Raw genomic sequence first — 23,851 nt, forward strand, 5'->3', positions numbered from 1 at the left:
CGGTTACAGACCAGCAGCCATGGCTTTGTCGATCAGCCAGTTCAGGTTCGGGCCACGGTCGCTGCTCACTTCCACCGGGCGACCGGCGAGGGCGCTGTCGAGTGCTTCGTCAGGCTGGATCAGTACGCGGATGTCGGACGACAGGTCGGCGCTTTTCAGGCTGGTGCTGCTGACGATCTTGCCGGTGCGGGTCTTGTCTTCACCGGCGATCTGGAAGCGCACCGGGGCACCTGGCAGCACGTCGCCGAACTGGCGATAGGAGAAGCGCGCTTCGACATTGGCTTCGGTATTACGCGGCACCAGTTGGAAGATCACGTCACCCTTGCTGGCGTACTGACCGTTGGCGACCATTTGCTGGGCCACGGTGCAATCGCATGGCGAGGTCAGGGTGCCGGTCATTTGCTTGCCGAACAGTTCTTCAACCTTGGCCGGGGCCAGTTGATCGTCTTCCAGATGACCCTTGAGCACGTCGAGCATGCTGGTGCTGAAGGTCGCCAGCGGTGCGCCTTTGGCCGCGACGCCATCGGATTTCACCAGGCTCTGCACGGTGCCGTCGCGCGGCATGGTGATGTTCACGCCGGGCACGCTGACCAGACCGGCCTGAGCGTGGCTGACGAAGTACATGCCGTACACCGACTTGAAGATGAAGCCGAACGCGGCCAGGCCAACCACGAAAATCCCCAGGCTGAAGGTCACGGCTTTCATGCGACCGAACGCGCTCATGCCGTGGCCGCCGTCCTTGATCTTGCGCGCCTTGGTGAAGTTGTCGCGCTGCAGGGTCGCCAGCACTTCACCGATGGTGACGATGTCGCCGGCCAGGTGTGAAGTGATCAGGTGACGCAGGGTCGAGATGTCTTGCGGTTCCAGGTTCTGGAACATGCAACCGGTACGACCGGTTTCGCGATCGTAGGAACGCACCTGCAACTCGACGTCCATGGCCAGGCCAAGGTTGTCGATGACGAATTGCAGGCGAGCCTTGTACTTGTCGCCGACCTTCAATGGCAGCTGACCGGCGTTGAAAGCCAGGCCACCAGCGGACAGATCGATCACTCGTGCTTCGACCGGCGTACGGTCAGGGCCGAAGAAACGCAGCTTGGCCGGAATTTTCACTCGGGCGTGTTGGCGCTGGGCTTCGGATTCGTGCACTACGTTGGCGTTGACGGCGGTATTCATAGGGGCGGTTTCCTTGTTAATTCAATAAGGGGGCGGTCAGACCATCATCAGCAGCACGGCGACAAAAATGCTGCCGGCGGAGAAGGTCATGGTCCGAGACGACCAGGTGTTGAACCAACGTTGAAAGCTGGCGAGATCACGGGTCAGGGATGTGGGCTGGCGAGTCCAGGATTGTTGGTCGAGGCGGAAGAACACGTAGATCTTCACCAGCGCACCGACGATCTGGTTGTAATAGAGAATCGCCGGGTAAGCCGGGCCGATCCGGTGACCGGAGCAGGACAGCAACAGGGTCAGGATCAGGCGGGTAATGCCGATCCACAGCAGGTACACCAGGATGAACGCGGTGCCGTACTTGAAGCTGGCGATGATCGCCACGGTCAGGCCCAGCAGCGAGGTCCACATCGACACGCGCTGATCGAACAGCACTACCGAAGTGAACGCACCGAGGCGTTTGATCCCCAGGCCCAGGGCGCGGGAGTTCTGCCGCAGGTTGTTGCCGTACCAGCGGAACATCAGCTTGCGACTGGCCTTGATGAAGCTCTTCTCAGGCGGGTGCTCGACGGTGTTGATCGCGGCATCAGGCACGTAGAAGGTGTCGTAGCCCAGGCGCATCAGGCTGAACCAGCTCGACTTGTCGTCACCGGTCAGGAACTTGAAGCGACCCAGGCGCCAGTGTTGCAGCGAGTCGCTTTCCACGTCGGCGATGAATTCCGGGTTGGTGACCACGGTGGCGCGGAACACCGACATGCGCCCGGTCATGGTCAGCACGCGCTTGGACAGGGCCATCGAGCACATGTTGATGTGACGCTGGGCGAAACGCAGCTTGTGCCATTCGCTCATGATGTAGCCGCCGCGCACTTCGCAGAATTCGTTGGTGGTCAGGCCGCCAACGTTGCCGAACAACTGGAACCACGGAACGGTCTTGCGCACGACGCCTTCGCCGAGCACGGTGTCGCCATCGATCACGGCCACCACGGCGCGGTCATCCGGCAAGTGACGGGAGATGGCGCGGAAGCCGTAGGCCAGGCCGTCGCGTTTGCCGGTGCCGGGAATGCGCACGAAGTCGAGCTTGACGTGCGGTGGCGGGTTCATCCGCTTCCACAGGCTCTTCACCAGCAACTCATCGGACATTTCTACGATGGAGCAGACCATGGTGGTCGGCAGGCCGCAGTCGATCGCTTCGCGGATCACCGAGCTGTAGACCTGCGCGGTGGTCAGGGCGTCGATACGGAAACTGGTGACCATCAAGAAGACATGGGACGGGTCCGCCGCTTTACCCAGCTTGCGCACTTTGCGCCGCAGGTGCGGGTAGACCACGTACAGAAACAGCATGCCGCGCAGAAAGTGCGTGGCACCCATCGAGTAGCGCCAGATGCCGACGATACCGATCAGGAAAATGAAGTCCTTCGACTCGGAGTCGAACGTGGATACAGGCAGCGCCATGGCGATGCCCATCAATAAACTCAAGTAAAACAGCCAACCGGCGGCCTGGAGTAGGCCGTGCTTTAGCCTGTGCATAATCTGCATCCGTCTCGATCTCGGGCGAGGCCCGATTGGGTTAAGGCAGGCTTACAAAAACTTGCAGGGTTCTGTAGGAGCTGCCGAAGGCTGCGATCTTTTGATCGTGATCTTTCAGGGTTCGCTCGGGATCCAAGTGGCCCTGAAAAGATCGCAGCCTCGTTTCACTCGTCAGCTCCTACAACGGGTTCGCACAGTTGATGCGCGGCGCCGCAGAGATGCCTTGCGCTTACCAGCAGATGCCTTCGGTGCGACCGCTGACGCTGGTGGCCTTGGACATGAAGCCGACCAGGTCGATCACTTGCTTGCCGTGAGGAACGTTCTGCACCAGGGAGCGGAATTTTTCGTCACGGTTGCCGAGGATGATCACGTCGGAGTTGTTGATCACATCGTCGAAGTCAGCGTTGAGCAGCGACGAAACGTGCGGGATCTTCGACTCGATGTAGTCCTTGTTCGCGCCGTGGACACGGGCGTACTCGACGTTGCTGTCGTAGATGCTCAGATCGAAACCTTTACCGATCAGCATTTCTGCCAGATCAACCAGCGGGCTTTCGCGCAGGTCATCGGTACCGGCCTTGAAACTCAGGCCGAGCAGGGCGACTTTGCGTTTGTCGTGGCTTTCGACGATGTCGAAGGCGTTCTGCACCTGGGACTCGTTGCTGCGCATCAGCGAGTTGAGCAGCGGGGCTTCCACGTCCAGGGAACCGGCGCGGTAGGTCAGGGCACGCACGTCCTTCGGCAGGCAGGAACCACCGAAAGCGAAGCCTGGGCGCATGTAGTACTGGGACAGGTTCAGGGTCTTGTCCTGGCAAACCACGTCCATCACTTCACGACCGTCGACGCCGACAGCCTTGGCGATGTTGCCGATTTCGTTGGCGAAGGTCACCTTGGTGGCGTGCCACACGTTGCAGGTGTACTTGATCATCTCGGCGACGGCGATGTCCTTGCGGATGATCGGCGCGTCGAGTTCTTCGTACAGCGATTGCAGTACGTCGCCCGAAGCCTTGTCGAACTCACCGATGACGGTCATCGGCGGCAGGTCGTAGTCGGCGATGGCGGTGCTTTCGCGCAGGAACTCAGGGTTTACGGCAACGCCGAAATCGACACCGGCCTTCTTGCCGGAGCAGTCTTCGAGAATCGGGATGACCACGTTGGCGACGGTGCCCGGCAGCACGGTGCTGCGCACCACGATGGTGTGGCGGGTGGATTTGTCACGCAGGACAAAACCGATTTCGCGGCACACGGCCTCGATGTAGTTCAGTTCCAGGTCGCCGTTCTTCTTGCTCGGCGTACCGACGCAGATCATCGACAGGTCGGTGTCGCGAATCGCCTCGGCGAAGTTGGTGGTGCCGCGCAGACGGCCAGTCTGGATACCTTGCGCCAGAAGTTCGCCCAGGCCCGGTTCAACGATCGGCGATTTGCCGGCGTTGATCATATCGATCTTGTCTTTGGCAACATCGACGCCAACGACGTCATGGCCCCGTGCAGACAGGCAACCGGCACATACTGCGCCAACGTAACCCAAACCAAATATGCTGATGCGCATCGCAATTACCTCTGTATAGATCAAGCCAATTAGATGGCCGGAGTTAATGGTGTTCAGCGTTTATAGTGCACTCGCAAGTGCTGCATACAGGCGCAACAATGCCGTGTGCTGGCATATAAGTTACGAGTGTCTAAATAAGTGCACTCAAGGTGTGCGCAACTAAGCCTTATTATTATGACTTGCCCTGTTATGCAGCCGATCCTCTGCTCTGAAGACGCTTGTGCAATGGTCTTGCGCGCTCAATGCCAGGCCAAAGGCCCATAAATCAAGCGGTTGGGTGCTCAGGCGAGCACGTTTATAGGGGCGCTGCCATGGCCTTGTAGGGGATAGTCATCGAGCGTTATCTCCTGTCCATTCTGTGTTGTCCAAATCAGGGATTATTCAATCAAAGTTAATGTGACAACTTTGCTATACGAATCTCTGTTCTGCGTAAGTCTTCTCCTACAAACTCTGTGAGAATCGTTACCGGTGGTATGAGCGGTGCATTCGGACATAGTTCCGATCCGCTCATCATGAAATCTGAAATTTCTTGAAATATTGAGAAAGATGGCACTGCTCTCAAATTGATAGCACTTACCGTTTCGCCCTTTATATATAGGCGGATTATTGGAGGGGATAGTTTTTTGCCACTACCGATAAAAATTTTCAGTGCCACTACTGAAAAAAAAGATCGAAGTCGAGTGAAACTAAAGTTAGAAAAATGACTGATGGGTTTTTGGCGCCATAAAAATGGCGAAAAAGGCGGGAGAAGAAGGGGCAATCAATGGGTGGCGCACGACAGTGTTTGAGGTCGTGCGCCGACCGGGTGCATCACTCTGGTGCGTGATCGCGCAGGAACACCAGATTGTCCGGTTTCGACTGCTCGGCGCTGTAGCGATAGCCTTGGACGTCGAACTGCTTGAGGGCTGCCGGGTCGTTGATGCGCTCCTCAATGACGAAGCGACTCATCAAGCCGCGGGCTTTTTTCGCGTAGAAACTGATGATCTTGTACTGACCGTTCTTCAGGTCCTTGAACTCGGTATTGATGATGCGTGCGTTCAGGGCATTGCGCTTGACCGCCGAGAAGTACTCGTTGGAAGCCAGGTTCAGCAGTACGTCATCGCCTTGATCGGCCAGGGCTTCGTTCAGCCATTCGCTGATCCGCGTGCCCCAGAAGGCATACAAGTCCTTGCCACGGGTGTTGGCCAGTTTGGTGCCCATTTCCAGTCGATACGGCTGCATCAAGTCCAGCGGCCGCAGCAGGCCGTACAGGCCGGAGAGCATGCGCAAATGTTGCTGGGCGTAATCGAAATCGGCTTCGCTGAAAGTTTGCGCGTTCAGGCCGGTGTACACGTCGCCCTTGAATGCCAGCAACGCTTGCTTGGCATTCTCTGGCGTAAACGCCGGGGTCCAGCTGCCGAAACGCGCGGCGTTGAGCCCGCCGATCTTGTCGGAGACGTGCATCAACTCGCTGATCTGCGCCGGCGTGAGGTCGCGCAACTGCAGGATCAGTTCCTGGGAATGGTCGAGGTATTGCGGCTGGGTGAAGCGCTGGGTCGCCGGCGGTGTTTCGTAATCGAGGGTCTTGGCGGGTGAAATCACCATCAGCATGAAGTCGTCTCCTTTAATCGTGGGGGCGATTCTAGGGGGTTGTCATCGTTGACTCCAGCTATCGGGGTAATAGGTGATCGGTGGTGTGCCTGAATGGGCTTTTGTGGCGACGGAGCTTGCTCCCGCTCGAGCGCGAAGCGGTCGCAAGATGGGTGCGCCGGTTTTCCTGAAGGAATGAATTCGCTGGTTTGGGTCTGCTTCGCAGCCCAGCGGGAGCAAGCTCCCTCGCCACAATGAGGTCGCTGGGGCTGCGGGAGTTGAGTGCGGATCGGATATAGTGCCGCGCGGGTTTTGTTATGGAGACATCCCATTGCGCATTGCTTTTCTAATATCGGCCTGGCTCCTGAGCTTCGGCGCCATGGCGGCTCCCGGGGATGTAGCGACGCTTGATCGCAGCACCTGGCCTGAACAGCTCAACAACCCGACGCTGTTCGACGTCGCCTCGCGCGCCGAAATTCTCATGTTCGCCCACGTGCTGCTGGCCAGCGAAGCCTTGGACGAACCGGCGCTGGCGCAGCGTTTGAGCTTGCGCAGCATCAACATGGAATCGATCAACCGTGTTCGCCAGCGCCTGTGGCAACGCCTGCTGAGCAACTACAACTTCGCTCAGCAAAGCTGCGATCAGGACGCCTCGTTCTGTTTTCTGGTCGAAGACATGCCGACCCTGCGCGAACAAGCCACCAAGTTTCAGATCAGCGAGGACAGCTACTACATAAAGTGGGCCGAGCCGAGCAGGGTGTTTCACACCCAGTACCTGGACGAGCAATTACGCAAGGCTGCGCTGTTCCCGCAGACCAGCAGTGAAGTCGATCATTTTGGCGACTATGAGCGCAGCGGCGACGGGATGCATGACCGGCTGTTTTTGTTAACGTTCGACAGTGCCGCGAATGCCGTACCGGACAACACGACCTGGGTCACGGACTACCTGCGCAAGTCCAACATGAGCGGCACGTTCTTCGTCCTTGGCAAGGACATCCAGGCGCGATTGGTCGAGCGGTCGGTGGTCAGCCTGCAATCGACCTACTCAACGCAGTGTGTCGGCATGCAGGGCTGGGAGTTTCGATCCCACAGTCACTGGCAGGATTGGCAGGATTCGGTACGACGCAGCGCCGAGTTGGTGAAAAGCAAACTGCCGGAAAACTATGTGCCGCTGTTCCGTCCGCCTGATGGCCAGCGCCGGTCCGACGCCGAAGGCTTCTTCAAGTCCCAGGGCTTGCAGGTGGCGCTGTGGGACATCGATGCCCAGGACGGTGCCGGCAAGCTGAAAGCCAACCAGAGCGCGCAACGGGTGCTGACCCTGATGCTGCTGTGGCGCCATGGCGTGATCAACTTCAATGTGAAACAGGATGGGGTAAAAACGGCATTGCCCTGGTTGATTACACAAACGGCGCAAAGCGGGATCGGCTGGGAGGACTGTCAGAGCGGGTTCCAATGAAAGGCCTGACGGCTTTTTCTGAAAACACGCAAAGCCCATAAACATTGGGCGGGGGGCGATTTTTGGAGGTATTTCGATACAGGCGGACTTCCGACTGTAAACGGGTGATGGCAGTCCGCCAAGTGCTATTGGTCATTCTGAAAAATAAACTTCAAAAAAACGTCAAAGTGCTTTTTTCTGTCATGTGTTTTGGAGTATTACGAAGACAGACCGCCGAAACCTGCAACACAGGTGGCGTCTTCCAAGACCCAGCTTTGTATGCAGTTCACTTGAGTCCCCGCAGGTGAGATTCGGCAGTCACTTCGAGGCGCAGCACCGTCAAGGTATTGCGTCGAATGGCTCCCACAAAGGTGACCGAGTATGGATGATCACGGACGTAGCTCTTCTTCCAACCAGCCAATCCTTTATGTACTCGATACCAACGTATTGATTCACGATCCAAACGCGCTGCTTAACTTCGAAGAACACCACGTCGCGATCCCGATGACCGTGCTGGAAGAGCTAGACAAGCTCAAAAGCGGGCATCACAGCGTTGCTGCCGAATGCCGTCAGGCCATCCGGCTGATCGACAAGACTCTGGGCGATGCCTCTCCCGAGGACGTTGAACAGGGCGTGCCGATCCAGCGGGGCAAGAGTGGACCGAAGGGCTTGCTGTCAATTCTGATGAGCAAGCGTGCCGAGCCGAACATCATTCTGCCCGAGCACCTGAACGACAACATCATCATCAACCAGTTGATCGACTTGCACGCGCGCGATCCGAAATTGCCTGTGGTGCTGGTCACCAAAGACATCAACATGCGCCTCAAGGCCCGAGCTTGTGGGATCGCGGCCGAGGACTACAGCACTGACCAACTGGTCGACGACGTGTCGCTGCTGCCCAACGGGTACCACAACATGACTGGCTCCTTCTGGGACCGCGTGAGCAAGGTCGAAACCCGTCAGGACCACGGCCGCACCTGGCATCAGGTGCAACTGATCGACAACCTGCCGGCGGTGCATATCAATGAGTTCATCATTGATGAACAGGGGTTTGTCGGCTGGATCAAGGAGATCGACGAAGACAAGTTGCTGATTCTGGATCTGCACCAGGAACCTCTGCTGCACCAGGAAGCCTGGGGCCTGAAACCGCGTGACATCTATCAGAGCCTGGCGCTGTACGCTTTGCTCGATCCGGACATCCATCTGGTCAACCTGTCCGGTGCCGCCGGCTCTGGTAAAACCATCCTGGCGCTGGCGGCTGCGATTGAGCAGACCATGGTCAGCAAACGTTATCGCCGCATCATTGCCACCCGTAGCGTGCAGGGTCTTGACCAGGAGATCGGCTTCCTGCCCGGTACCGAAGCGGAAAAAATGGAGCCTTGGCTCGGCGCCATCACCGACAACCTCGAAGCCTTGCACATGGATGACGAAAGTACCCATGGCAGCGTCGACTACATCCTCAGCAAAGTGCCGTTGCAGTTCAAATCCCTCAACTACATCCGGGGCCGCAGCTTCCAGCAGAGTTTGATCCTGATCGACGAATGTCAGAACCTCACGCCGCACCAGATGAAAACCATCATCACCCGTGCCGGCGCCGGTTCCAAAGTGGTGTGCCTGGGTAACCTGGCACAGATCGACACCCCATACCTGTCCGCGACCAGTTCCGGGCTGACGTACCTCACTGAACGCTTCAAGGATTTCCCGAACGGCGTGCACATTACGCTGCAAGGGGTGCCACGTTCGATTCTGGCCGAATACGCCGAATCGCATTTGTAATCTTTCACACCAGAACCGGGCGGCCCAAAGCCGCCCGGTTTTTTTGTCGCTACATACCCTCGTAGGAGCCGGCTTGCTGGCGATTGGGTTTACCAGCCGACCAATTTGTTGACCGACACACCGCGATCGCCAGCAAGCCGGCTCCTACGGTAATCGCATATTCGTGCGTGCGGAAAATTGACCCGCAGGTTTACAATCGACGCTCCTGATCAGGAGTAATCCCGTGCTGACTCATCTCGATTCCCAAGGTCGCGCCAACATGGTCGACGTCACTGAAAAAGCCGTGACGTTCCGTGAGGCGACGGCCCAAGCGCTGGTGCGCATGCTGCCTGAAACCCTGCAAATGATCGTCAGCGGCGGTCACCCCAAGGGTGATGTATTCGCCGTGGCGCGCATCGCCGGTATTCAGGCGGCGAAGAAAACCAGCGACCTGATTCCTCTCTGCCATCCGTTGATGCTGACCGGTGTGAAAGTCGAACTCAGTGCCGAAGGTGACGACAGCGTGCGCATCGTGGCGCGCTGCAAGTTGTCCGGGCAGACGGGCGTCGAGATGGAAGCCCTGACCGCCGCCAGTGTCGCGGCGCTGACCATCTACGACATGTGCAAAGCGGTTGATCGCGGCATGACCATCGAAAGCGTGCGCCTGCTGGAAAAGGTTGGCGGCAAGAGCGGTCATTTCCAGGCGGATCAACCATGAACATCACAGTGAAGTTTTTCGCCCGTTATCGCGAAGCATTGGGCGTGGATTCGGTGAAGGTCGAAGGCAGCTTCGCCACCGTCGACGACGTGCGTGCGCTGCTGGCTCTGCGTGACGGCGCCGATGTCCTGGCCGAGCAGAACCTGATGTGCGCGCGCAACGAAGACCTTTGCCAACTCGACGAGCCGGTCAGCGATGGCGACGAAGTGGCGTTCTTTCCGACCGTGACCGGGGGCTGATCGATGGCCATTCGCGTGCAAGCCACGGCATTCGATCCGGGGGCTGAAGTCAATGCCATGCACGCCGCCAATGTTGGCGTCGGGGCGGTGGTGAGTTTTGTCGGTTACGTACGTGACTTCAATGACGGGCTCGATGTGGCCGGAATGTTCCTCGAGCACTATCCGGGCATGACCGAAAAAGCCCTTGGCAAGATCGCCACCGAGGCTGAGCAGCGCTGGCCGTTGCTCAAGCTGCAAGTGCTGCATCGCATTGGCGCCCTGGAACCGGGTGAACCGATCGTCTTCGTCGGCGCCGCCAGCGCCCATCGCCAGGCGGCGTTCGACGCCTGCGCCTTTGTCATGGATTACCTGAAAACCCGCGCGCCGTTCTGGAAGAAAGAAAACACCAGCGACGGCCCACGTTGGGTTGAAGGGCGTGACAGTGATCATGCGGCGGCGGATCGCTGGAAGCAGTAATTCCTGTTGCGTTCTCCAGTCAGTCATCGCGGGCAAGCCCACTCCCACAGGGGCTGTGTCGTACACAAAATTTGTGTTCAGCCAGATCTACTGTGGGAGCGGGCTTGCCCGCGAAGAGGCCATCCGCTTCACCCAAGAACCTCTTGATTCACCACCCGACCATCGGCCGACACGGGCAGCATTTGCCTGATTGACGATTTATACGTAAAAGTCCAGTATGGAATTATAAGTACAAAAAAGGTTTTCCCCTGTTTCAGCTCTTTCTTCTGTCTTGCCAAACCAACAACAACCCGCGAGAGAACGAACATGAAGAAGTTTCCCCTCATCACCGGTCTGGCCCTGAGTCTGTTGGCGTGCAGTAGCCTGTTTGCCGCCGAGAAAACCCTGCGCATCGGTATCGAAGCGGCTTACCCGCCGTTCGCCTCGAAAACCGATAAAGGCGAAATCGTCGGTTTCGACTACGACATCGGCAATGCCCTGTGCGAGCAGATGAAGGTCAAGTGTGTGTGGGTCGAGGGTGAGTTCGACGGTCTGATTCCTTCCCTGAAGGTGAAGAAAATCGACATGGCGCTGTCGTCCATGACCATCAACGAAGACCGCAAGAAATCGGTGGATTTCACCCACAAGTACTACTTCACTTCCTCGCGTCTGGTGATGAAGGAAGGCGCAGTGGTGGATGACCAGTACGCCAGCCTCAAGGGCAAGACGATCGGCGTGCAGCGTGCGACCACCACCGACCGTTATGCCACCGAGGTGTTCGAACCCAAGGGCGTTAACGTCAAGCGCTACAGCAATAACGAAGAGATCTACATGGACCTGGCGTCCGGTCGTCTCGATGCGATTTTTGCCGACACCATTCCGCTCAATGACTTCCTGTCGATGCCGCGCGGCAAAGGCTATGCGTTTGTCGGGCCGGAGTTGAAGGATCCGAAGTACGTGGGCGAGGGTGCGGGGATTGCGGTGCGTAAGGGTAATGCCGAACTGGTCAGCCAGTTGAACACGGCCATCGACGGTATTCGCGCCAATGGTGAATATCAGAAGATCTCGGACAAGTATTTCAAGTCGGATATCTATGGCGATTGATCGGTAAAGATCGCAGCCTCGTTTCACTCGTCAGCTCCTACAGGGGATCGCGTTCTTTGTAGGGGCTGCCGCAGGCTGCGATCTTTTGATCTTCAGCCCTTCAATTCCTTCAAATGCTTGTAAACCGTCGCCCGTCCCATGTTCAGCACATTGGCCACATAGTTCGATGCGCTTTTACCCTTGAACGCGCCTTCGGCGTGCAGCGCCAATACCAACTCCCGTTTGTGATCGCGAGTCAGCGTGTTCAGGCTCAGTTGCCGTTCGCGTAGCCAGTTGTGCAGGAAGGTGTTGATTCGCTCCTGCCAGTCATCGCGAAACAACGAGTCCGGTTGCGGAATCAGCTTGCTCGGTGACAGAAACAGATCCAGCGCCGCTTTGGCATTCTCGAACAGCGAAATATTCAGATTGATGCACAGCACCGCCAGCGGATGACTTTCGCTGTCCCGTAGCACAGTGCTCAGGCTGCGAATTTTCTGACCATCCCAGTTGAGCTTTTCATACGGCCCGATGTTTCTTTCGCTGACGTCGTCGCTGAGCATGTCCTCCAACGCCGAGTCGTCGCCGATTTCCCGTTTCGACAGGTTGTTGGCGATGTAATCGACCTTTTGCGTGCGCAAGTCGTGCAGCACCACCTCGGCGTGAGGAAAGAACAACGTGGCGATGGCATCGGCGATTGCCCGGAAGTTATCCAGGGATGTGTCGCTCAGGGTCGGATCTATTTCGGGGGCGTTCATGCGTTGGGGCTCTTTATAAAATAGAACGTCGGGCAGCATCAGCGCCCCGAAAACGGGGCCCTGAAAGTGTGCCGCAATCGTGTCGGCGCGTCACCTGAGGACGAAGATCAGCCCAGGCGGGCAGGGGAGAGCATGTTGGCGCTCAGGCCGAAGCGGGTGAGTTGCTCAGGCAGCACTTCACCGCGTACCAGCGCCGCGCTGGCCTGACCCATGGCCGGCGAGGTCTGGATGCCGTAGCCGCCCTGTGCCGCGACCCAGAACAGCCCTGGCACCTGTGGATCGAAACCGGACAGCAAGTCGCCGTCGCTGACGAAACTGCGCAGGCCGGCCCAGGTTCGGGTCGGGCGGCGAATGGTCAGGGTCGTGGCTTCTTCGATCTGGTAAATGCCCATGGCGATGTCCAGCTCTTCGGGCTGCACGTCGTGGGGCTCCACCGGGTCGGCGTTGGCCGGCGAGCCGAGGAACATCCCGGCGTCGGGTTTCATGTAGAAGGATTCGTCGAGGCTGACCAGCATCGGCCAATCGTGAATGTCCACGCCTTCGGGGCCGGCGAAGATGAACGCCGCGCGACGCTTGGGTTGCAAGCCGAGCGGTTGGGCGCCGGCCAGCTCACCGATCTTGTCCGCCCAGGCGCCGGCGGCGTTGATGATGATCGGGGCGCTGAAGGTCCCTGTGTTGGTCTGCACGTGCCATACACCTTCGGCGTCACGGCTGAGGCTCAGCACTTCGCAATCGGTATGGACTTCGCTTTTATTGCGGCGGATACCGCGCAGGTAGCCTTGATGCAGTGCGTCGGTGTCGATGTCGCTGGCGGTCGGGTCGTAGATCGCACCGTGGACTTTTTCCCGGCGCAGGATCGGCACCCGGGCGCAGGCTTCGTCGGCGCTGAGCAATTGCATCTCCGGCACCGTGGCTTTTGCACTCAAGTATTGGTTGTTCAGTTCAGTCGGATCACCGCTGAAGTCCACGGTCATTTCGCCGCGCGGGGTCAGCAGCGGGTGTTCGCAGAAGCCGCTGGGTGGCGCGTCGAAAAAGTCGCGGCTGGCTTGGGTCAGGGCGCGGACTTGCGGAGTGCCGTAGGCGGCGGTGAACAGGGCCGCCGAGCGTCCGGTGGAGTGATAGGCCGGATGGGATTCGCGTTCGAGCACGATCACACGCCCGTGCTGCGACAGCCAGAAACCGGTGGAAGCGCCGGCGATACCGCCGCCGATGATGATGAAATCTGCCTGGCTCATGAACGTCTCCTGAAATGCGTAGACACTGTAGGAGCCGGCTTGCTGGCGATGCAGGCGCCGCGGTTTGTCGGGAAAACCGTGGTGATGCGATCGCCAGCAAGCCGGCTCCTACAAGGGCTGTTAGCGCTGTAATTGGTAAAGGGCATTGGCCAGCGCAATGTCTTCCAGGCCCAGGCCGATCGAGCGGAAGAACACGTGACGATCGTAGCCGGGACGTTGCACTTTCTCACTGAGCAGGTCGGGCAGGTCGCCGACAATCGCCTTGTTATCCCAGCCATGCCGCTCGGCGGCAATCAGCATTTCTCCCGCCGAGCCCGGGGTGGTCAGACGATAGTCACAGAACACCTGCATGTCGTTGAGGCTCTGCGGCGGCACTTCGTGGGCGCGTGGCGCGTTGGTGCTGATGGAGGTGATCAGCGCCGGTTTGCTCAGGTTTGACGGATCGATCACCGGGCCGGCGGACGAAGTGCAGAGCATGATCACGTCGGCGTCTTGCACGGCCGCTTCGCGACTGTCGGCAATAGTCAGGCGCGGGTCGAGGTTTCGCAGTTGGTCCAATTCATCAGGGCTACTCGTGCTCAGGCTCGGCGAGTACAGGCTGATGCTCTGCCACTCGCGCAGGTTCTTCACGTAATGCACGTGCGCCTGGGCCACTTTGCCGCTGCCGATGATCGCCAGGCGCGTTGCATTCAACGGCGCGAGGGCATCGATGGCCACTGCGGTGGTCGCCGCCGTGCGCGCCGTGGTCAGTTCACCGGCATCGCACAGCAGCAGCGGCTGGCCGGTTTGCATCGACATCAGCAAGGTCCACGCGGTCACCAGCGGCCCTTGTTCGCGCACGATGTACGGCGAAGTCTTGACCCCGTAAACCCCGTCTTCGGCCAGCACGCCCAAGTAGTTGATGAAGTCGCCGGCACCCTGTGGAAACTCCACCAGTTGCTGCGCCGGTTGCACCGCTTGCCCGGCGGCCAGATCGCGGAACAGTTTGCGCAGGATCTGCGGCACATCCACCTGCGCCAGCAACTCGCGGGCTTGAGGTTGGGAGATCACGTAAGGGGTGCTGGACATGTTCGGCTCCGGAAGCGAAAACTAAACTTATTTGTCTATTATGGACTTTTAGTTGTCTCGAACAATATCCAGACGAAAAAAAGCGCAGTCCGTTTCCGGCTGCGCCTTTTTCTACCTGTCGTCCGTTACGGACGCTTGCGCTCAACCGCACGCAGCAGATGCGTCGGTGGTGTTTCGCAGCTGATCTTGCGACCCAGCTTTTCTTCGATGGACGGCAACTGGTACGAGTCGTCTTCACCGGCGAAACTGATGGACACACCATCGGCGCCGGCGCGACCGGTACGACCGATACGGTGCACGTAGTCGTCCGGGACTTCCGGCAGGGTGAAGTTGATCACGTGGCTGATACCGTCGATGTGGATGCCGCGCCCGGCCACGTCGGTGGCAACCAGCACGCGGATCTTGCCTTCGCGGAAACCTTCCAGGGTCTTGATGCGCTTGTGTTGCGGCACATCACCGGACAACTGCGCGGCGTTGACGCCATCGCGCACCAGGCGTTCTTCGATGCGCCGCACTTCGTCCTTGCGGTTGGCGAAAACGATCACGCGCTCCCAGCCGTTATCGGTGACCAGGTTGTAGAGCAGTTTGTACTTGTCGGCACCGGCCACCGCATAGATGTGCTGCTCGACGTTTTCGCTGGCCACGTTGGTGACTTCGATTTCGACGATGGCAGGGTCGGTGGTCCATTGCTTGGCCAGGTTCATCACGTCTTCGGTGAAGGTCGCGGAGAACAGCAGCGTCTGGCGCTCGTTCTTCGGTGGAGTCTGGCGAATGATGGAGCGCACTTGCGGGATGAAACCCATGTCGAGCATGCGGTCGGCTTCGTCCAGCACCATGACTTCGACCATGTCCAGATGCACGTCACCGCGCTGGTTGAAGTCCAGCAAGCGGCCCGGCGTAGCCACGAGGATGTCGCAGTGACGGGCTTCGAGGTGCTTGAGTTGCTTGTCGAAGTCCATGCCGCCCACGAAAGTCATGACGTTGAGGCCGGTGTATTTGGTCAGGTCCGCCGCGTCCTTGGCGATTTGCACCACCAGTTCGCGCGTCGGGGCAATGATCAGCGCCCGCGGCTCACCCATGTAGCGCTCTTTCGGCGGCGGGGTTTGCAGCAGTTGGGTGATGATCGAAATCAGGAACGCGGCGGTTTTGCCGGTGCCGGTCTGGGCACGGCCGATGGCGTCTTTGCCGGCGAGGGTAAAGCCCAGCACTTGCGCCTGGATCGGCGTGCAATACGGGAAGCCCAGGTCCTGGATGGCGTGCATCAGTTCGGGGGCGAGTTTGAAATCGTGGAAGCGGGTTTTGCCTTCCTGGGGTTCGACGACGAAGTCTTCGAGTTTCCAGGGAATGACCGGGGCTTTTGGCTTCGGTTCGCGGCGCGGTTTGGACGGTTTCGGCGTTTCGCTGCGCGGTTGCTCGGCGGCGGATGGCTCCGCAGGCTCGGCGGCCGGTGCGCTCTGGGGTTCGTGTTTCGGTGCCGCTACGGGGGCGGTCCGACCAGACTGATGACCGTCGGTGCGGTGGCTGGGGGAGTGAGACGGAGCGCTGGGGACTGGCGCGAGTTGCTCAGTCTCGCTTTTACCGAACATTTTCTTGAGTGCTTTGAGCACGGTCATCTCATCAATTGGTTAAGGAATGTACGCCGGCCAGTGTAATGCAAGAATCGGGCGCGGCGTAGTGGGATGGATCAAAGGGCGTTTTTAAACAAAAAAGACCCGGAAAACGGTTACCGCAAACGTTCGCCGAGCCAGTCACCGATGTCGCGAATCTCTTCGGGTAACACTTCGTGGCCCATTGGGTATTCCTGCCATGTCACGGTGACACCACGCTGCTTCAAATGCTCGTAGGCGCTACGTCCCATCGAGTTCTGCACCACGTCATCGTACTGACCATGCATCGACAACACCGGAATACGCTGCTGACTGGCAGACAATTGCAGCTCGTCGCTGAAGGTCGGTGCATAAGTAGAGAGGGCAAGTACGCCACCCAGCGGTCCCTGCCATTTCAGAAACGCGGTGTGTAGAACCACGGCGCCGCCCTGGGAAAAACCGGCGAGAAAAATCCGCGAGGCGTCTATTCCGCTGGCGCGCTCCTGTTCGATCAATTTAATGACCCTGTCCGCCGAGTCTTCCAGCTGCTCGCGATTGATCGCGCGTGCTGGGGTCATGGCCAATATGTCGTACCAGCTCGGCATTTCGTAACCACCGTTGATGGTCACGGCGCAAGTCGGTGCCTGGGGTAGAACGAAGCGGGTGCTCAACAGACTTTCCTGCAGGGCTTCAGCCACCGGGAGGAAGTCATAGCGGTCGGCGCCCAGGCCGTGCAGCCAGATCACGCAGGCGTCTGCGGTCTTTACGGGCTGAAGAATCAAGGGCTCGGTCATGGCTGCTCCAATTTTGTGCGTGCGCTCTCATTGAGTGCGAGGTCTGAGGGCGTGTCTGGTTGATCAGTTACGAAGATGTCGCAAGGTTACAAGTTTTGCTATTGACCTGTCGCTTAACCGCTTTAGCAGCTGGTGTGGTATGGCGTTTGCTATGGGGAAGCGGTGCAACCCATCTCGCGACTGGCGGTAACACTATCAGTGTACTGCTGGAGGCGGGATAGCAAAAAATCCGGTGATGGATGTTCGCCAAAGGCCGCTACGGGCTTCGCGAACGTGAAAGGGCTACAGCCCGTTCGGCCGATTGGTGAGAAGTGAGTTGTCCTTTCTGTGGATTTTCTCCTACTAGACTCATAGCTACGGTCCTACGTCGGTTGACCCTAAAAAAAGCCAACACGGGTCAACAACGCCTCAAAAGGGTGCGACTGGACTCACGCTCCGACACAACAAGAGCAAAACTGGAGGTTTGAATGAAGATGTTGAAATCCACCCTGGCCGTCGTGACTGCAGCCGCAGTGCTTGGCGTCAGTGGGTTCGCTCAGGCGGGCGCGACCCTGGATGCAGTGCAGAAAAAAGGTTTCGTACAGTGCGGTGTGAGTGACGGTCTGCCGGGTTTCTCGGTGCCAGACTCCACCGGCAAGATCGTGGGTATCGATGCTGACTACTGCCGTGCTGTAGCGGCTGCCGTCTTCGGCGACGCAACCAAGGTCAAGTTCAGCCAGTTGAACGCCAAGGAGCGCTTCACCGCGCTGCAATCGGGCGAAATCGACATCCTGTCGCGCAACACCACCATGACCAGCTCCCGTGACGCGGGCATGGGTCTGAAATTCCCGGGCTTCATCACTTACTACGACGGCATCGGCTTCCTGGTTAACAACAAGCTGGGCGTTAAGAGTGCCAAGGAACTGGACGGTGCAACCATCTGCATCCAGGCCGGTACCACTACCGAACTGAACGTTTCCGACTACTTCCGTGGCAACGGTCTGAAATACACCCCGATCACTTTCGACACCTCCGACGAGAGCGCCAAGTCGCTGGAATCCGGTCGTTGCGACGTACTGACTTCCGACAAGTCCCAGCTGTTTGCCCAGCGCAGCAAGCTGGCCTCGCCGAAAGACTACGTGGTTCTGCCAGAAACCATTTCCAAAGAGCCTCTGGGCCCGGTCGTGCGTAACGGCGACGACGAGTGGCTGGCCATCGTGCGCTGGACTGGCTATGCCATGCTCAACGCTGAAGAAGCCGGCATCACTTCGAAGAACGTCGAAGCTGAAGCCAAAGGCACCAAGAACCCGGACGTAGCCCGTCTGCTGGGTACCGACGGTGAATACGGCAAAGACCTGAAAGTGAAGAAAGACTGGGTCGTACAGATCGTCAAGCAAGTCGGCAACTACGGTGAAGTGTTCGAGAAAAACCTCGGCAAGAACACTCCGCTGGAAATCGACCGCGGGCTGAACGCCTTGTGGAACGCTGGCGGCATTCAATACGCACCACCAGTGCGCTGATGGTTCTATCACCCGGTGGGCCAACCACCGGGTGATGTTCTGTTCCATTATTTCCGGGGCACTTCATGCAAAATTCAATCGGCGCACCAAAGCAGAGGCTCAGCCTCAGCGATCCACGAGTGCGTGCGTGGGTATTCCAGATCATCACCATTGTCGGTGTGGTCTCGTTAGGCTGGTTTCTGTTCGACAACACGCAAACCAACCTTCAGCACCGGGGCATTACCTCCGGTTTCGACTTTCTTGAGCGCAGTGCCGGTTTCGGCATCGCTCAGCACCTGATCGACTACACCGAAGCGGACAGCTATGCCCGGGTGTTTGTCATCGGCCTCCTTAACACCTTGCTGGTCACCTTCATCGGCGTGATCCTGGCCACCATCCTCGGCTTCATCGTCGGTGTGGCGCGGCTGTCGAAGAACTGGATCATCGCCAAAGTGGCGACGGTGTATGTGGAAGTCTTCCGTAACATTCCGCCACTGCTGCAGATCCTGTTCTGGTACTTCGCGGTATTCCTGACCATGCCGGGGCCGCGCAACAGCCACAACTTCGGCGACACCTTCTTCGTCAGCAGCCGTGGCCTGAACATGCCCGCCGCGTTGATGGCCGACGGTTTCTGGGCGTTTGCGATCAGTGTCGTCGTGGCCATCGTCGCGATCGTGCTGATGTGCCGCTGGGCCAACAAGCGCTTCGAAGCGACCGGCGTGCCCTTCCACAAATTCTGGACCGGCCTGGCGATTCTCCTGGTGATCCCGGCGCTGTGCGCGCTGATCTTCGGCGCACCCCTGCATTGGGAAATGCCGAAGCTGCAAGGCTTCAACTTCGTCGGCGGCTGGGTGTTGATCCCGGAACTGCTGGCCTTGACCCTGGCCCTGACGGTGTACACCGCGGCGTTCATCGCCGAGATCGTGCGCTCGGGCATCAAGTCGGTCAGCCACGGCCAGACCGAAGCGGCGCATTCGCTTGGCCTGCGCAACGGTCCGACCCTGCGCAAGGTGATCATCCCGCAAGCCCTGCGCGTGATCATTCCACCGCTGACCAGCCAATACCTGAACCTGGCGAAGAACTCCTCGCTGGCGGCCGGTATCGGTTACCCGGAAATGGTGTCGTTGTTCGCAGGGACCGTGCTGAACCAGACCGGGCAGGCGATCGAGGTGATTGCGATCACCATGAGCGTGTACCTGGCGATCAGTATCAGCATTTCCCTGCTGATGAACTGGTACAACAAGCGCATTGCGCTGATCGAGCGGTAAGGAAAAGCGCATGAGTACTCATACTTTCAAACCCGACATGCCACCACCGAGCAGCAGCATCGGCGTGGTGGCGTGGATGCGCGCGAACATGTTCTCCAGCTGGCTCAACACCCTGCTGACCCTGTTCGCGTTCTACCTGATCTACCTGGTGGTTCCGCCGATCCTGCAGTGGGCGATCATCGACGCCAACTGGGTCGGCACCACTCGCGCCGACTGCACCAAGGAGGGCGCCTGCTGGGTGTTCATCCAGCAGCGCATCGGCCAGTTCATGTACGGCTACTATCCGCCGGAACTGCGCTGGCGCGTGGACCTGACCGTGTGGCTGGCGGTCATCGGCGTGGCACCGTTGTTCATCTCGCGCTTCCACCGTAAAGCGGTGTATGGCCTGAGCTTCCTGGTGCTGTACCCGATCATTGCCTGGTGCCTGCTGCATGGCGGCGTTTTCGGCCTTACCCAAGTGGCGACCAGCCAATGGGGCGGCCTGATGCTGACCCTGGTGATCGCCACTGTCGGCATTGCCGGTGCCTTGCCGCTGGGGATTGTCCTGGCGCTGGGCCGTCGTTCGAACATGCCAGCGATTCGTGTGGTCTGCGTGACCTTCATCGAATTCTGGCGCGGTGTGCCGTTGATCACGGTGCTTTTCATGTCCTCGGTGATGCTGCCGCTGTTCCTGCCTGAAGGCATGAACTTCGACAAACTGCTGCGGGCGCTGATCGGCGTGATCCTGTTCCAGTCGGCCTACGTGGCGGAAGTGGTGCGCGGTGGCCTGCAAGCGATCCCTAAAGGTCAGTACGAAGCGGCTGCGGCGATGGGCCTCGGTTACTGGCGCAGCATGGGCCTGGTGATTCTGCCGCAAGCCCTGAAGATGGTGATCCCCGGCATCGTCAACACCTTCATTGCCCTGTTCAAGGACACCAGCCTGGTGATCATCATCGGCCTGTTCGACTTGCTCAACAGCGTCAAGCAAGCCGCCGCTGACCCGAAATGGCTGGGCATGGCCACTGAAGGCTATGTGTTCGCAGCCCTGGTGTTCTGGATTTTCTGTTTTGGTATGTCGCGCTACTCCATGCATTTGGAACGTAAGCTCGACACAGGCCACAAGCGTTAGGAGTTAAGTGATGAGCGAAGCGATCAAACAGCCTGTGAGCCCTGAAGGCATTATTCAGATGCAGGGCGTGAACAAGTGGTACGGCCAGTTTCACGTACTGAAAGACATCAACCTCAACGTCAAGCAGGGCGAGCGTATCGTCCTCTGCGGCCCGTCGGGTTCCGGCAAGTCCACCACCATCCGTTGCCTGAACCGTCTGGAAGAACACCAGCAGGGCCGCATCGTGGTCGATGGCGTGGAACTGACCAACGACCTCAAGCAGATCGAAGCGATCCGCCGTGAAGTCGGCATGGTGTTCCAGCACTTCAACCTGTTCCCGCACCTGACCATCCTGCAGAACTGCACCCTGGCGCCGATGTGGGTACGCAAGATGCCCAAGCGCAAGGCCGAGGAAATCGCCATGCATTACCTAGAACGCGTACGCATTCCGGAGCAGGCGCATAAATTCCCGGGGCAACTGTCCGGCGGTCAGCAACAGCGTGTGGCGATTGCCCGTGCGCTGTGCATGAAACCGAAAATCATGCTGTTCGACGAACCGACTTCGGCACTCGACCCGGAGATGGTGAAAGAGGTTCTGGACACCATGATCGGCCTGGCCGAAGACGGCATGACCATGCTTTGCGTAACCCACGAAATGGGCTTCGCCCGCACCGTGGCCAACCGCGTGATCTTCATGGACAAGGGTGAAATCGTCGAACAGGCGGCACCGAACGACTTCTTCGACAACCCGCAAAATGATCGCACCAAGCTGTTCCTGAGCCAGATCCTGCATTGATCTGATTCGAGCGTTGAAATAAACCCGGACTGAGTTCCGGGTTTATTTTTGCCTGCAATTTATCGCCGTCCACAATCCCGTAGGAGCCGGCTTGCTGGCGATGGCTGTCTCTCATTGAAATCTACGTCGACTGATACATCCTCATTGCCAGCAAGCCGGCTCCCAAAGGGTGGTGAAAACCCGGTTGCCCCAAGAGGAGATGCTGACTACCATGTCAGAAAATTCATCCTATGATTGGATGAAAGGGCGAGTCTTATGTCTGAAATTTCTCCATTAGTTAAACGATCCCTGGTCGATCAGGCCCTGGATCAATTACGTCTGCGCATCACCCAAGGTGTCTGGACGGTCGGCCAACGCTTGCCCACCGAACCCGAACTGTCGGCAGAGCTGGGCATCAGCCGCAACACCGTGCGTGAAGCCATGCGCGTGTTGGCATTTTCCGGATTGATTGAAATCCGCCAGGGCGACGGCAGTTATCTGCGGGCGGTGGTTGATCCGCTGGACACCCTGAAAGCGTTATCCAGTTGTTCGCGGGAGCAGGCCCGCGAGACCCGGCACATCCTTGAGGTCGAGGCCATTGGCTTGGCCGCATTGCGCCGTACCGATGAGGATTTGGTGGCATTGCGCGAAGCACTGGGCGTCAGCGGCAGCCATTATCACGGTGATCTCGACACCTACATCGCCTGCGATCTGGTGTTCCACCGTCGTCTGGTGGACGCCGCGCATAACCCGACACTCAGCGAGTTGTATCGCTATTTCTCCAGTGTCGTCGGCGCTCAGCTTCGCCATTGCCTGAACATCACCCCGCGCCGCCAGGAAGTCTTCGACCTGCATGTCGAACTGCTCGATGCCGTCGAACAACGCGACCCGGAGCGGGCCAAAGCCCTGTCGAGGCAGTTGATCAATGAACCTTGAAACCGAGAAAACCATGTCCAGCAATCGCAGCAATATCGCTGATACCAAGCGCACGGCAGAGCTGGAAGAACTGCTGATCGATGCCGAAGCCGACGACGCGCAGGTCCAGCAAACTCATCCAGTCCTGCGGCGACCATGGTTGTTGCTGCTGGGGTTGATTCTGGTGGCGCTGAACCTGCGCCCGGCGTTGTCGAGCATGGCGCCGATGCTCAGCGAAGTATCGAAGTCCCTCGGGCTGTCGGCCTCCCAGGCCGGATTGCTGACTACGCTGCCGGTACTTTGCCTCGGCCTGTTCGCACCCTTGGCGCCGGTGCTGGCGCGTCGTTTCGGTGCCGAGCGGGTGGTGCTCGGCATTTTGCTGACCCTCGCGGGCGGAATCATCCTGCGCAGCTCCTTTGGCGAGATCGGCCTGTTCGCCGGCAGTGTTCTGGCAGGCGCCAGCATCGGCGTGATCGGCGTCTTGCTGCCGGGCATCGTCAAACGCGACTTCCCGAAACAGGCCGGGACCATGACCGGTGTCTACACCATGGCCCTGTGCCTGGGCGCAGCCATGGCGGCGGGCGCAACCGTGCCATTGAGCGAACACTTCGACAAGAGCTGGGCATTGGGCCTCGGTTTCTGGGTGATTCCGGCGCTGGCCGCAGCGGTTTTCTGGTTGCCGCAGGTCGGGCAGAAACACGGTTCGCATCACGTTGCTTACCGTGTTCGCGGATTGCTGCGTGATCCGCTGGCCTGGCAAGTGACCTTGTACATGGGCCTGCAATCTTCACTGGCCTACATCGTGTTCGGCTGGTTGCCGTCGATCCTGATCGGCCGTGGCCTGACCCCGACCCAGGCCGGTCTGGTGCTCTCGGGTTCAGTGATCGTGCAACTGGTCAGCTCTCTCGCCGCACCGTGGCTGGCCACGCGCGGCAAGGATCAGCGGCTGGCCATCGTGATCGTCATGGCGCTGACCCTTGGCGGTCTGTTTGGTTGCCTGTACGCGCCGATCGAAGGTTTGTGGGGGTGGGCAATTGTGTTGGGGCTGGGGCAGGGCGCCACGTTCAGCCTGGCGTTGACGCTGATCGTGCTGCGTTCGCGGGACTCCCATGTGGCGGCGAACCTGTCGAGCATGGCCCAAGGCTTCGGCTACACCCTGGCGTCCATGGGGCCTTTCGCGGTGGGAATCGTGCATGACTGGACCGGCGGCTGGACGGCCGTGGGCTGGATCTTCGGCGTGATAGGCCTTGGCGCAATCCTCGCCGGCCTCGGCGCCGGACGTTCGCTGTACGTGCAGGTGGTCAGCGAAAAAGTCTGAAGGTAACGGGCGTTTACAGATAGGGCATTTTCAGCGTCGCCGAGCCATCGAATGAGGCGTCAGCTACTCAGGTAGCGCGTTGAGGCGCAGATCCGTTCGCT

Annotated in this window: 21 protein-coding genes; 12 read left to right on the forward strand and 9 right to left on the reverse strand. The window is 58.9% G+C overall.

What is annotated here, in order from left to right; genetic code table 11:
• Window positions 1–3: 3 nt before the first annotated feature.
• The 4 genes from NL64_RS15550 to yaaA all read right to left on the reverse strand — a co-directional run bounded on the left by NL64_RS15550 (window position 4) and on the right by yaaA (window position 5,827).
• Window positions 4–1,173 (reverse strand): alginate biosynthesis protein Alg44, encoded by a 1,170-nt coding sequence (locus NL64_RS15550; RefSeq protein ID WP_034148961.1) that lies wholly within the window; start codon window positions 1,171–1,173, stop codon window positions 4–6.
• A 36-nt stretch (window positions 1,174–1,209) separates the two neighbouring features.
• Window positions 1,210–2,691 carry a mannuronan synthase gene (alg8, locus tag NL64_RS15555; RefSeq protein WP_056854499.1) on the reverse strand — a complete coding sequence of 494 codons (1,482 nt, stop codon included), beginning with the start codon at window positions 2,689–2,691 and terminating at the stop codon, window positions 1,210–1,212.
• 229 nt (window positions 2,692–2,920) lie between these two features.
• Window positions 2,921–4,237: a nucleotide sugar dehydrogenase gene (locus NL64_RS15560; protein WP_034148963.1), complete on the reverse strand. Its 1,317-nt coding sequence runs from the start codon at window positions 4,235–4,237 to the stop codon at window positions 2,921–2,923.
• A gap of 810 nt (window positions 4,238–5,047) precedes the next feature.
• Window positions 5,048–5,827: a peroxide stress protein YaaA gene (yaaA, locus tag NL64_RS15565; protein ID WP_034148964.1), complete on the reverse strand. Its 780-nt coding sequence runs from the start codon at window positions 5,825–5,827 to the stop codon at window positions 5,048–5,050.
• A 310-nt stretch (window positions 5,828–6,137) separates the two neighbouring features.
• Between yaaA and NL64_RS15570 the strand changes: the two genes are divergently transcribed.
• The 6 genes from NL64_RS15570 to NL64_RS15600 all read left to right on the forward strand — a co-directional run bounded on the left by NL64_RS15570 (window position 6,138) and on the right by NL64_RS15600 (window position 11,492).
• Window positions 6,138–7,262, forward strand: coding sequence for a polysaccharide deacetylase family protein (locus NL64_RS15570; protein ID WP_034148965.1), 1,125 nt, complete (start codon window positions 6,138–6,140; stop codon window positions 7,260–7,262).
• A gap of 360 nt (window positions 7,263–7,622) precedes the next feature.
• Window positions 7,623–9,017, forward strand: coding sequence for a PhoH family protein (locus tag NL64_RS15575; protein WP_034148966.1), 1,395 nt, complete (start codon window positions 7,623–7,625; stop codon window positions 9,015–9,017).
• A 223-nt stretch (window positions 9,018–9,240) separates the two neighbouring features.
• Window positions 9,241–9,714, forward strand: coding sequence for a cyclic pyranopterin monophosphate synthase MoaC (gene moaC / locus NL64_RS15580; protein WP_034148967.1), 474 nt, complete (start codon window positions 9,241–9,243; stop codon window positions 9,712–9,714).
• On the forward strand, window positions 9,711–9,953 hold the full coding sequence (locus NL64_RS15585; protein WP_034148968.1) for a MoaD/ThiS family protein: 243 nt from the start codon (window positions 9,711–9,713) through the stop codon (window positions 9,951–9,953). Before moaC ends, NL64_RS15585 begins: the two co-directional genes overlap by 4 nt.
• Before the next feature lie 3 nt (window positions 9,954–9,956).
• Window positions 9,957–10,409 carry a molybdopterin synthase catalytic subunit MoaE gene (gene moaE, locus NL64_RS15590; protein ID WP_034148969.1) on the forward strand — a complete coding sequence of 151 codons (453 nt, stop codon included), beginning with the start codon at window positions 9,957–9,959 and terminating at the stop codon, window positions 10,407–10,409.
• Between the two features lie 306 nt (window positions 10,410–10,715).
• Complete coding sequence (locus NL64_RS15600) at window positions 10,716–11,492, forward strand: ABC transporter substrate-binding protein (protein ID WP_034148971.1); 777 nt, start codon at window positions 10,716–10,718, stop codon at window positions 11,490–11,492.
• Window positions 11,493–11,584: 92 nt separating this feature from the next.
• On the opposite strand, the gene NL64_RS15605 is transcribed toward NL64_RS15600, so the two are convergent.
• The 5 genes from NL64_RS15605 to NL64_RS15625 all read right to left on the reverse strand — a co-directional run bounded on the left by NL64_RS15605 (window position 11,585) and on the right by NL64_RS15625 (window position 16,909).
• Window positions 11,585–12,226 carry a helix-turn-helix transcriptional regulator gene (locus NL64_RS15605; protein WP_034148972.1) on the reverse strand — a complete coding sequence of 214 codons (642 nt, stop codon included), beginning with the start codon at window positions 12,224–12,226 and terminating at the stop codon, window positions 11,585–11,587.
• A 107-nt stretch (window positions 12,227–12,333) separates the two neighbouring features.
• Window positions 12,334–13,461: an NAD(P)/FAD-dependent oxidoreductase gene (locus tag NL64_RS15610; protein WP_034148973.1), complete on the reverse strand. Its 1,128-nt coding sequence runs from the start codon at window positions 13,459–13,461 to the stop codon at window positions 12,334–12,336.
• Between the two features lie 120 nt (window positions 13,462–13,581).
• Complete coding sequence (locus NL64_RS15615; RefSeq protein WP_034148974.1) at window positions 13,582–14,529, reverse strand: ornithine cyclodeaminase family protein; 948 nt, start codon at window positions 14,527–14,529, stop codon at window positions 13,582–13,584.
• A gap of 125 nt (window positions 14,530–14,654) precedes the next feature.
• Window positions 14,655–16,142: an ATP-dependent RNA helicase RhlB gene (rhlB, locus tag NL64_RS15620; protein ID WP_034148975.1), complete on the reverse strand. Its 1,488-nt coding sequence runs from the start codon at window positions 16,140–16,142 to the stop codon at window positions 14,655–14,657.
• A gap of 110 nt (window positions 16,143–16,252) precedes the next feature.
• On the reverse strand, window positions 16,253–16,909 hold the full coding sequence (locus NL64_RS15625) for an alpha/beta hydrolase (RefSeq protein ID WP_034148976.1): 657 nt from the start codon (window positions 16,907–16,909) through the stop codon (window positions 16,253–16,255).
• 467 nt (window positions 16,910–17,376) lie between these two features.
• Here NL64_RS15625 and NL64_RS15630 point away from each other — a divergent pair, with 467 nt between their 5' ends.
• The 6 genes from NL64_RS15630 to NL64_RS15655 all read left to right on the forward strand — a co-directional run bounded on the left by NL64_RS15630 (window position 17,377) and on the right by NL64_RS15655 (window position 23,750).
• Window positions 17,377–18,408 carry an amino acid ABC transporter substrate-binding protein gene (locus NL64_RS15630; protein ID WP_034148977.1) on the forward strand — a complete coding sequence of 344 codons (1,032 nt, stop codon included), beginning with the start codon at window positions 17,377–17,379 and terminating at the stop codon, window positions 18,406–18,408.
• A gap of 65 nt (window positions 18,409–18,473) precedes the next feature.
• On the forward strand, window positions 18,474–19,655 hold the full coding sequence (locus NL64_RS15635) for an amino acid ABC transporter permease (RefSeq protein ID WP_034148978.1): 1,182 nt from the start codon (window positions 18,474–18,476) through the stop codon (window positions 19,653–19,655).
• 10 nt (window positions 19,656–19,665) lie between these two features.
• Complete coding sequence (locus tag NL64_RS15640) at window positions 19,666–20,763, forward strand: amino acid ABC transporter permease (RefSeq protein WP_034148979.1); 1,098 nt, start codon at window positions 19,666–19,668, stop codon at window positions 20,761–20,763.
• Between the two features lie 10 nt (window positions 20,764–20,773).
• Window positions 20,774–21,538, forward strand: a complete 765-nt coding sequence (locus NL64_RS15645; RefSeq protein ID WP_003171943.1) for an amino acid ABC transporter ATP-binding protein — start codon at window positions 20,774–20,776, stop codon at window positions 21,536–21,538.
• Window positions 21,539–21,793: 255 nt separating this feature from the next.
• Window positions 21,794–22,453: a FadR/GntR family transcriptional regulator gene (locus NL64_RS15650; protein ID WP_034148980.1), complete on the forward strand. Its 660-nt coding sequence runs from the start codon at window positions 21,794–21,796 to the stop codon at window positions 22,451–22,453.
• On the forward strand, window positions 22,443–23,750 hold the full coding sequence (locus tag NL64_RS15655) for a CynX/NimT family MFS transporter (protein WP_034148981.1): 1,308 nt from the start codon (window positions 22,443–22,445) through the stop codon (window positions 23,748–23,750). The genes NL64_RS15650 and NL64_RS15655 overlap by 11 nt, the downstream gene beginning before the upstream one ends.
• Window positions 23,751–23,851 lie beyond the last annotated feature (101 nt).

Source organism: Pseudomonas fluorescens (assembly GCF_000802965.1).
Classification (GTDB): Bacteria; Pseudomonadota; Gammaproteobacteria; order Pseudomonadales; family Pseudomonadaceae; genus Aquipseudomonas; species Aquipseudomonas fluorescens_A.

Bases quoted from the DNA above. Each gene is read 5' to 3' on its own strand.
- yaaA (WP_034148964.1), bottom strand. From the start codon at position 5,827: ATGCTGATGGTGATTTCACCCGCCAAGACCCTCGATTACGAAACACCG.
- NL64_RS15575 (WP_034148966.1), top strand. From the start codon at position 7,623: ATGGATGATCACGGACGTAGCTCTTCTTCCAACCAGCCAATCCTTTAT.
- NL64_RS15615 (WP_034148974.1), bottom strand. From the start codon at position 14,529: ATGTCCAGCACCCCTTACGTGATCTCCCAACCTCAAGCCCGCGAGTTG.
- NL64_RS15655 (WP_034148981.1), top strand. From the start codon at position 22,443: ATGAACCTTGAAACCGAGAAAACCATGTCCAGCAATCGCAGCAATATC.
- NL64_RS15585 (WP_034148968.1), top strand. From the start codon at position 9,711: ATGAACATCACAGTGAAGTTTTTCGCCCGTTATCGCGAAGCATTGGGC.
- NL64_RS15635 (WP_034148978.1), top strand. From the start codon at position 18,474: ATGCAAAATTCAATCGGCGCACCAAAGCAGAGGCTCAGCCTCAGCGAT.
- moaE (WP_034148969.1), top strand. From the start codon at position 9,957: ATGGCCATTCGCGTGCAAGCCACGGCATTCGATCCGGGGGCTGAAGTC.
- NL64_RS15625 (WP_034148976.1), bottom strand. From the start codon at position 16,909: ATGACCGAGCCCTTGATTCTTCAGCCCGTAAAGACCGCAGACGCCTGC.
- NL64_RS15630 (WP_034148977.1), top strand. From the start codon at position 17,377: ATGAAGATGTTGAAATCCACCCTGGCCGTCGTGACTGCAGCCGCAGTG.
- NL64_RS15600 (WP_034148971.1), top strand. From the start codon at position 10,716: ATGAAGAAGTTTCCCCTCATCACCGGTCTGGCCCTGAGTCTGTTGGCG.
- NL64_RS15645 (WP_003171943.1), top strand. From the start codon at position 20,774: ATGAGCGAAGCGATCAAACAGCCTGTGAGCCCTGAAGGCATTATTCAG.
- NL64_RS15640 (WP_034148979.1), top strand. From the start codon at position 19,666: ATGAGTACTCATACTTTCAAACCCGACATGCCACCACCGAGCAGCAGC.
- NL64_RS15610 (WP_034148973.1), bottom strand. From the start codon at position 13,461: ATGAGCCAGGCAGATTTCATCATCATCGGCGGCGGTATCGCCGGCGCT.
- NL64_RS15605 (WP_034148972.1), bottom strand. From the start codon at position 12,226: ATGAACGCCCCCGAAATAGATCCGACCCTGAGCGACACATCCCTGGAT.
- alg8 (WP_056854499.1), bottom strand. From the start codon at position 2,691: ATGCACAGGCTAAAGCACGGCCTACTCCAGGCCGCCGGTTGGCTGTTT.
- NL64_RS15560 (WP_034148963.1), bottom strand. From the start codon at position 4,237: ATGCGCATCAGCATATTTGGTTTGGGTTACGTTGGCGCAGTATGTGCC.
- NL64_RS15550 (WP_034148961.1), bottom strand. From the start codon at position 1,173: ATGAATACCGCCGTCAACGCCAACGTAGTGCACGAATCCGAAGCCCAG.
- rhlB (WP_034148975.1), bottom strand. From the start codon at position 16,142: ATGACCGTGCTCAAAGCACTCAAGAAAATGTTCGGTAAAAGCGAGACT.
- NL64_RS15650 (WP_034148980.1), top strand. From the start codon at position 21,794: ATGTCTGAAATTTCTCCATTAGTTAAACGATCCCTGGTCGATCAGGCC.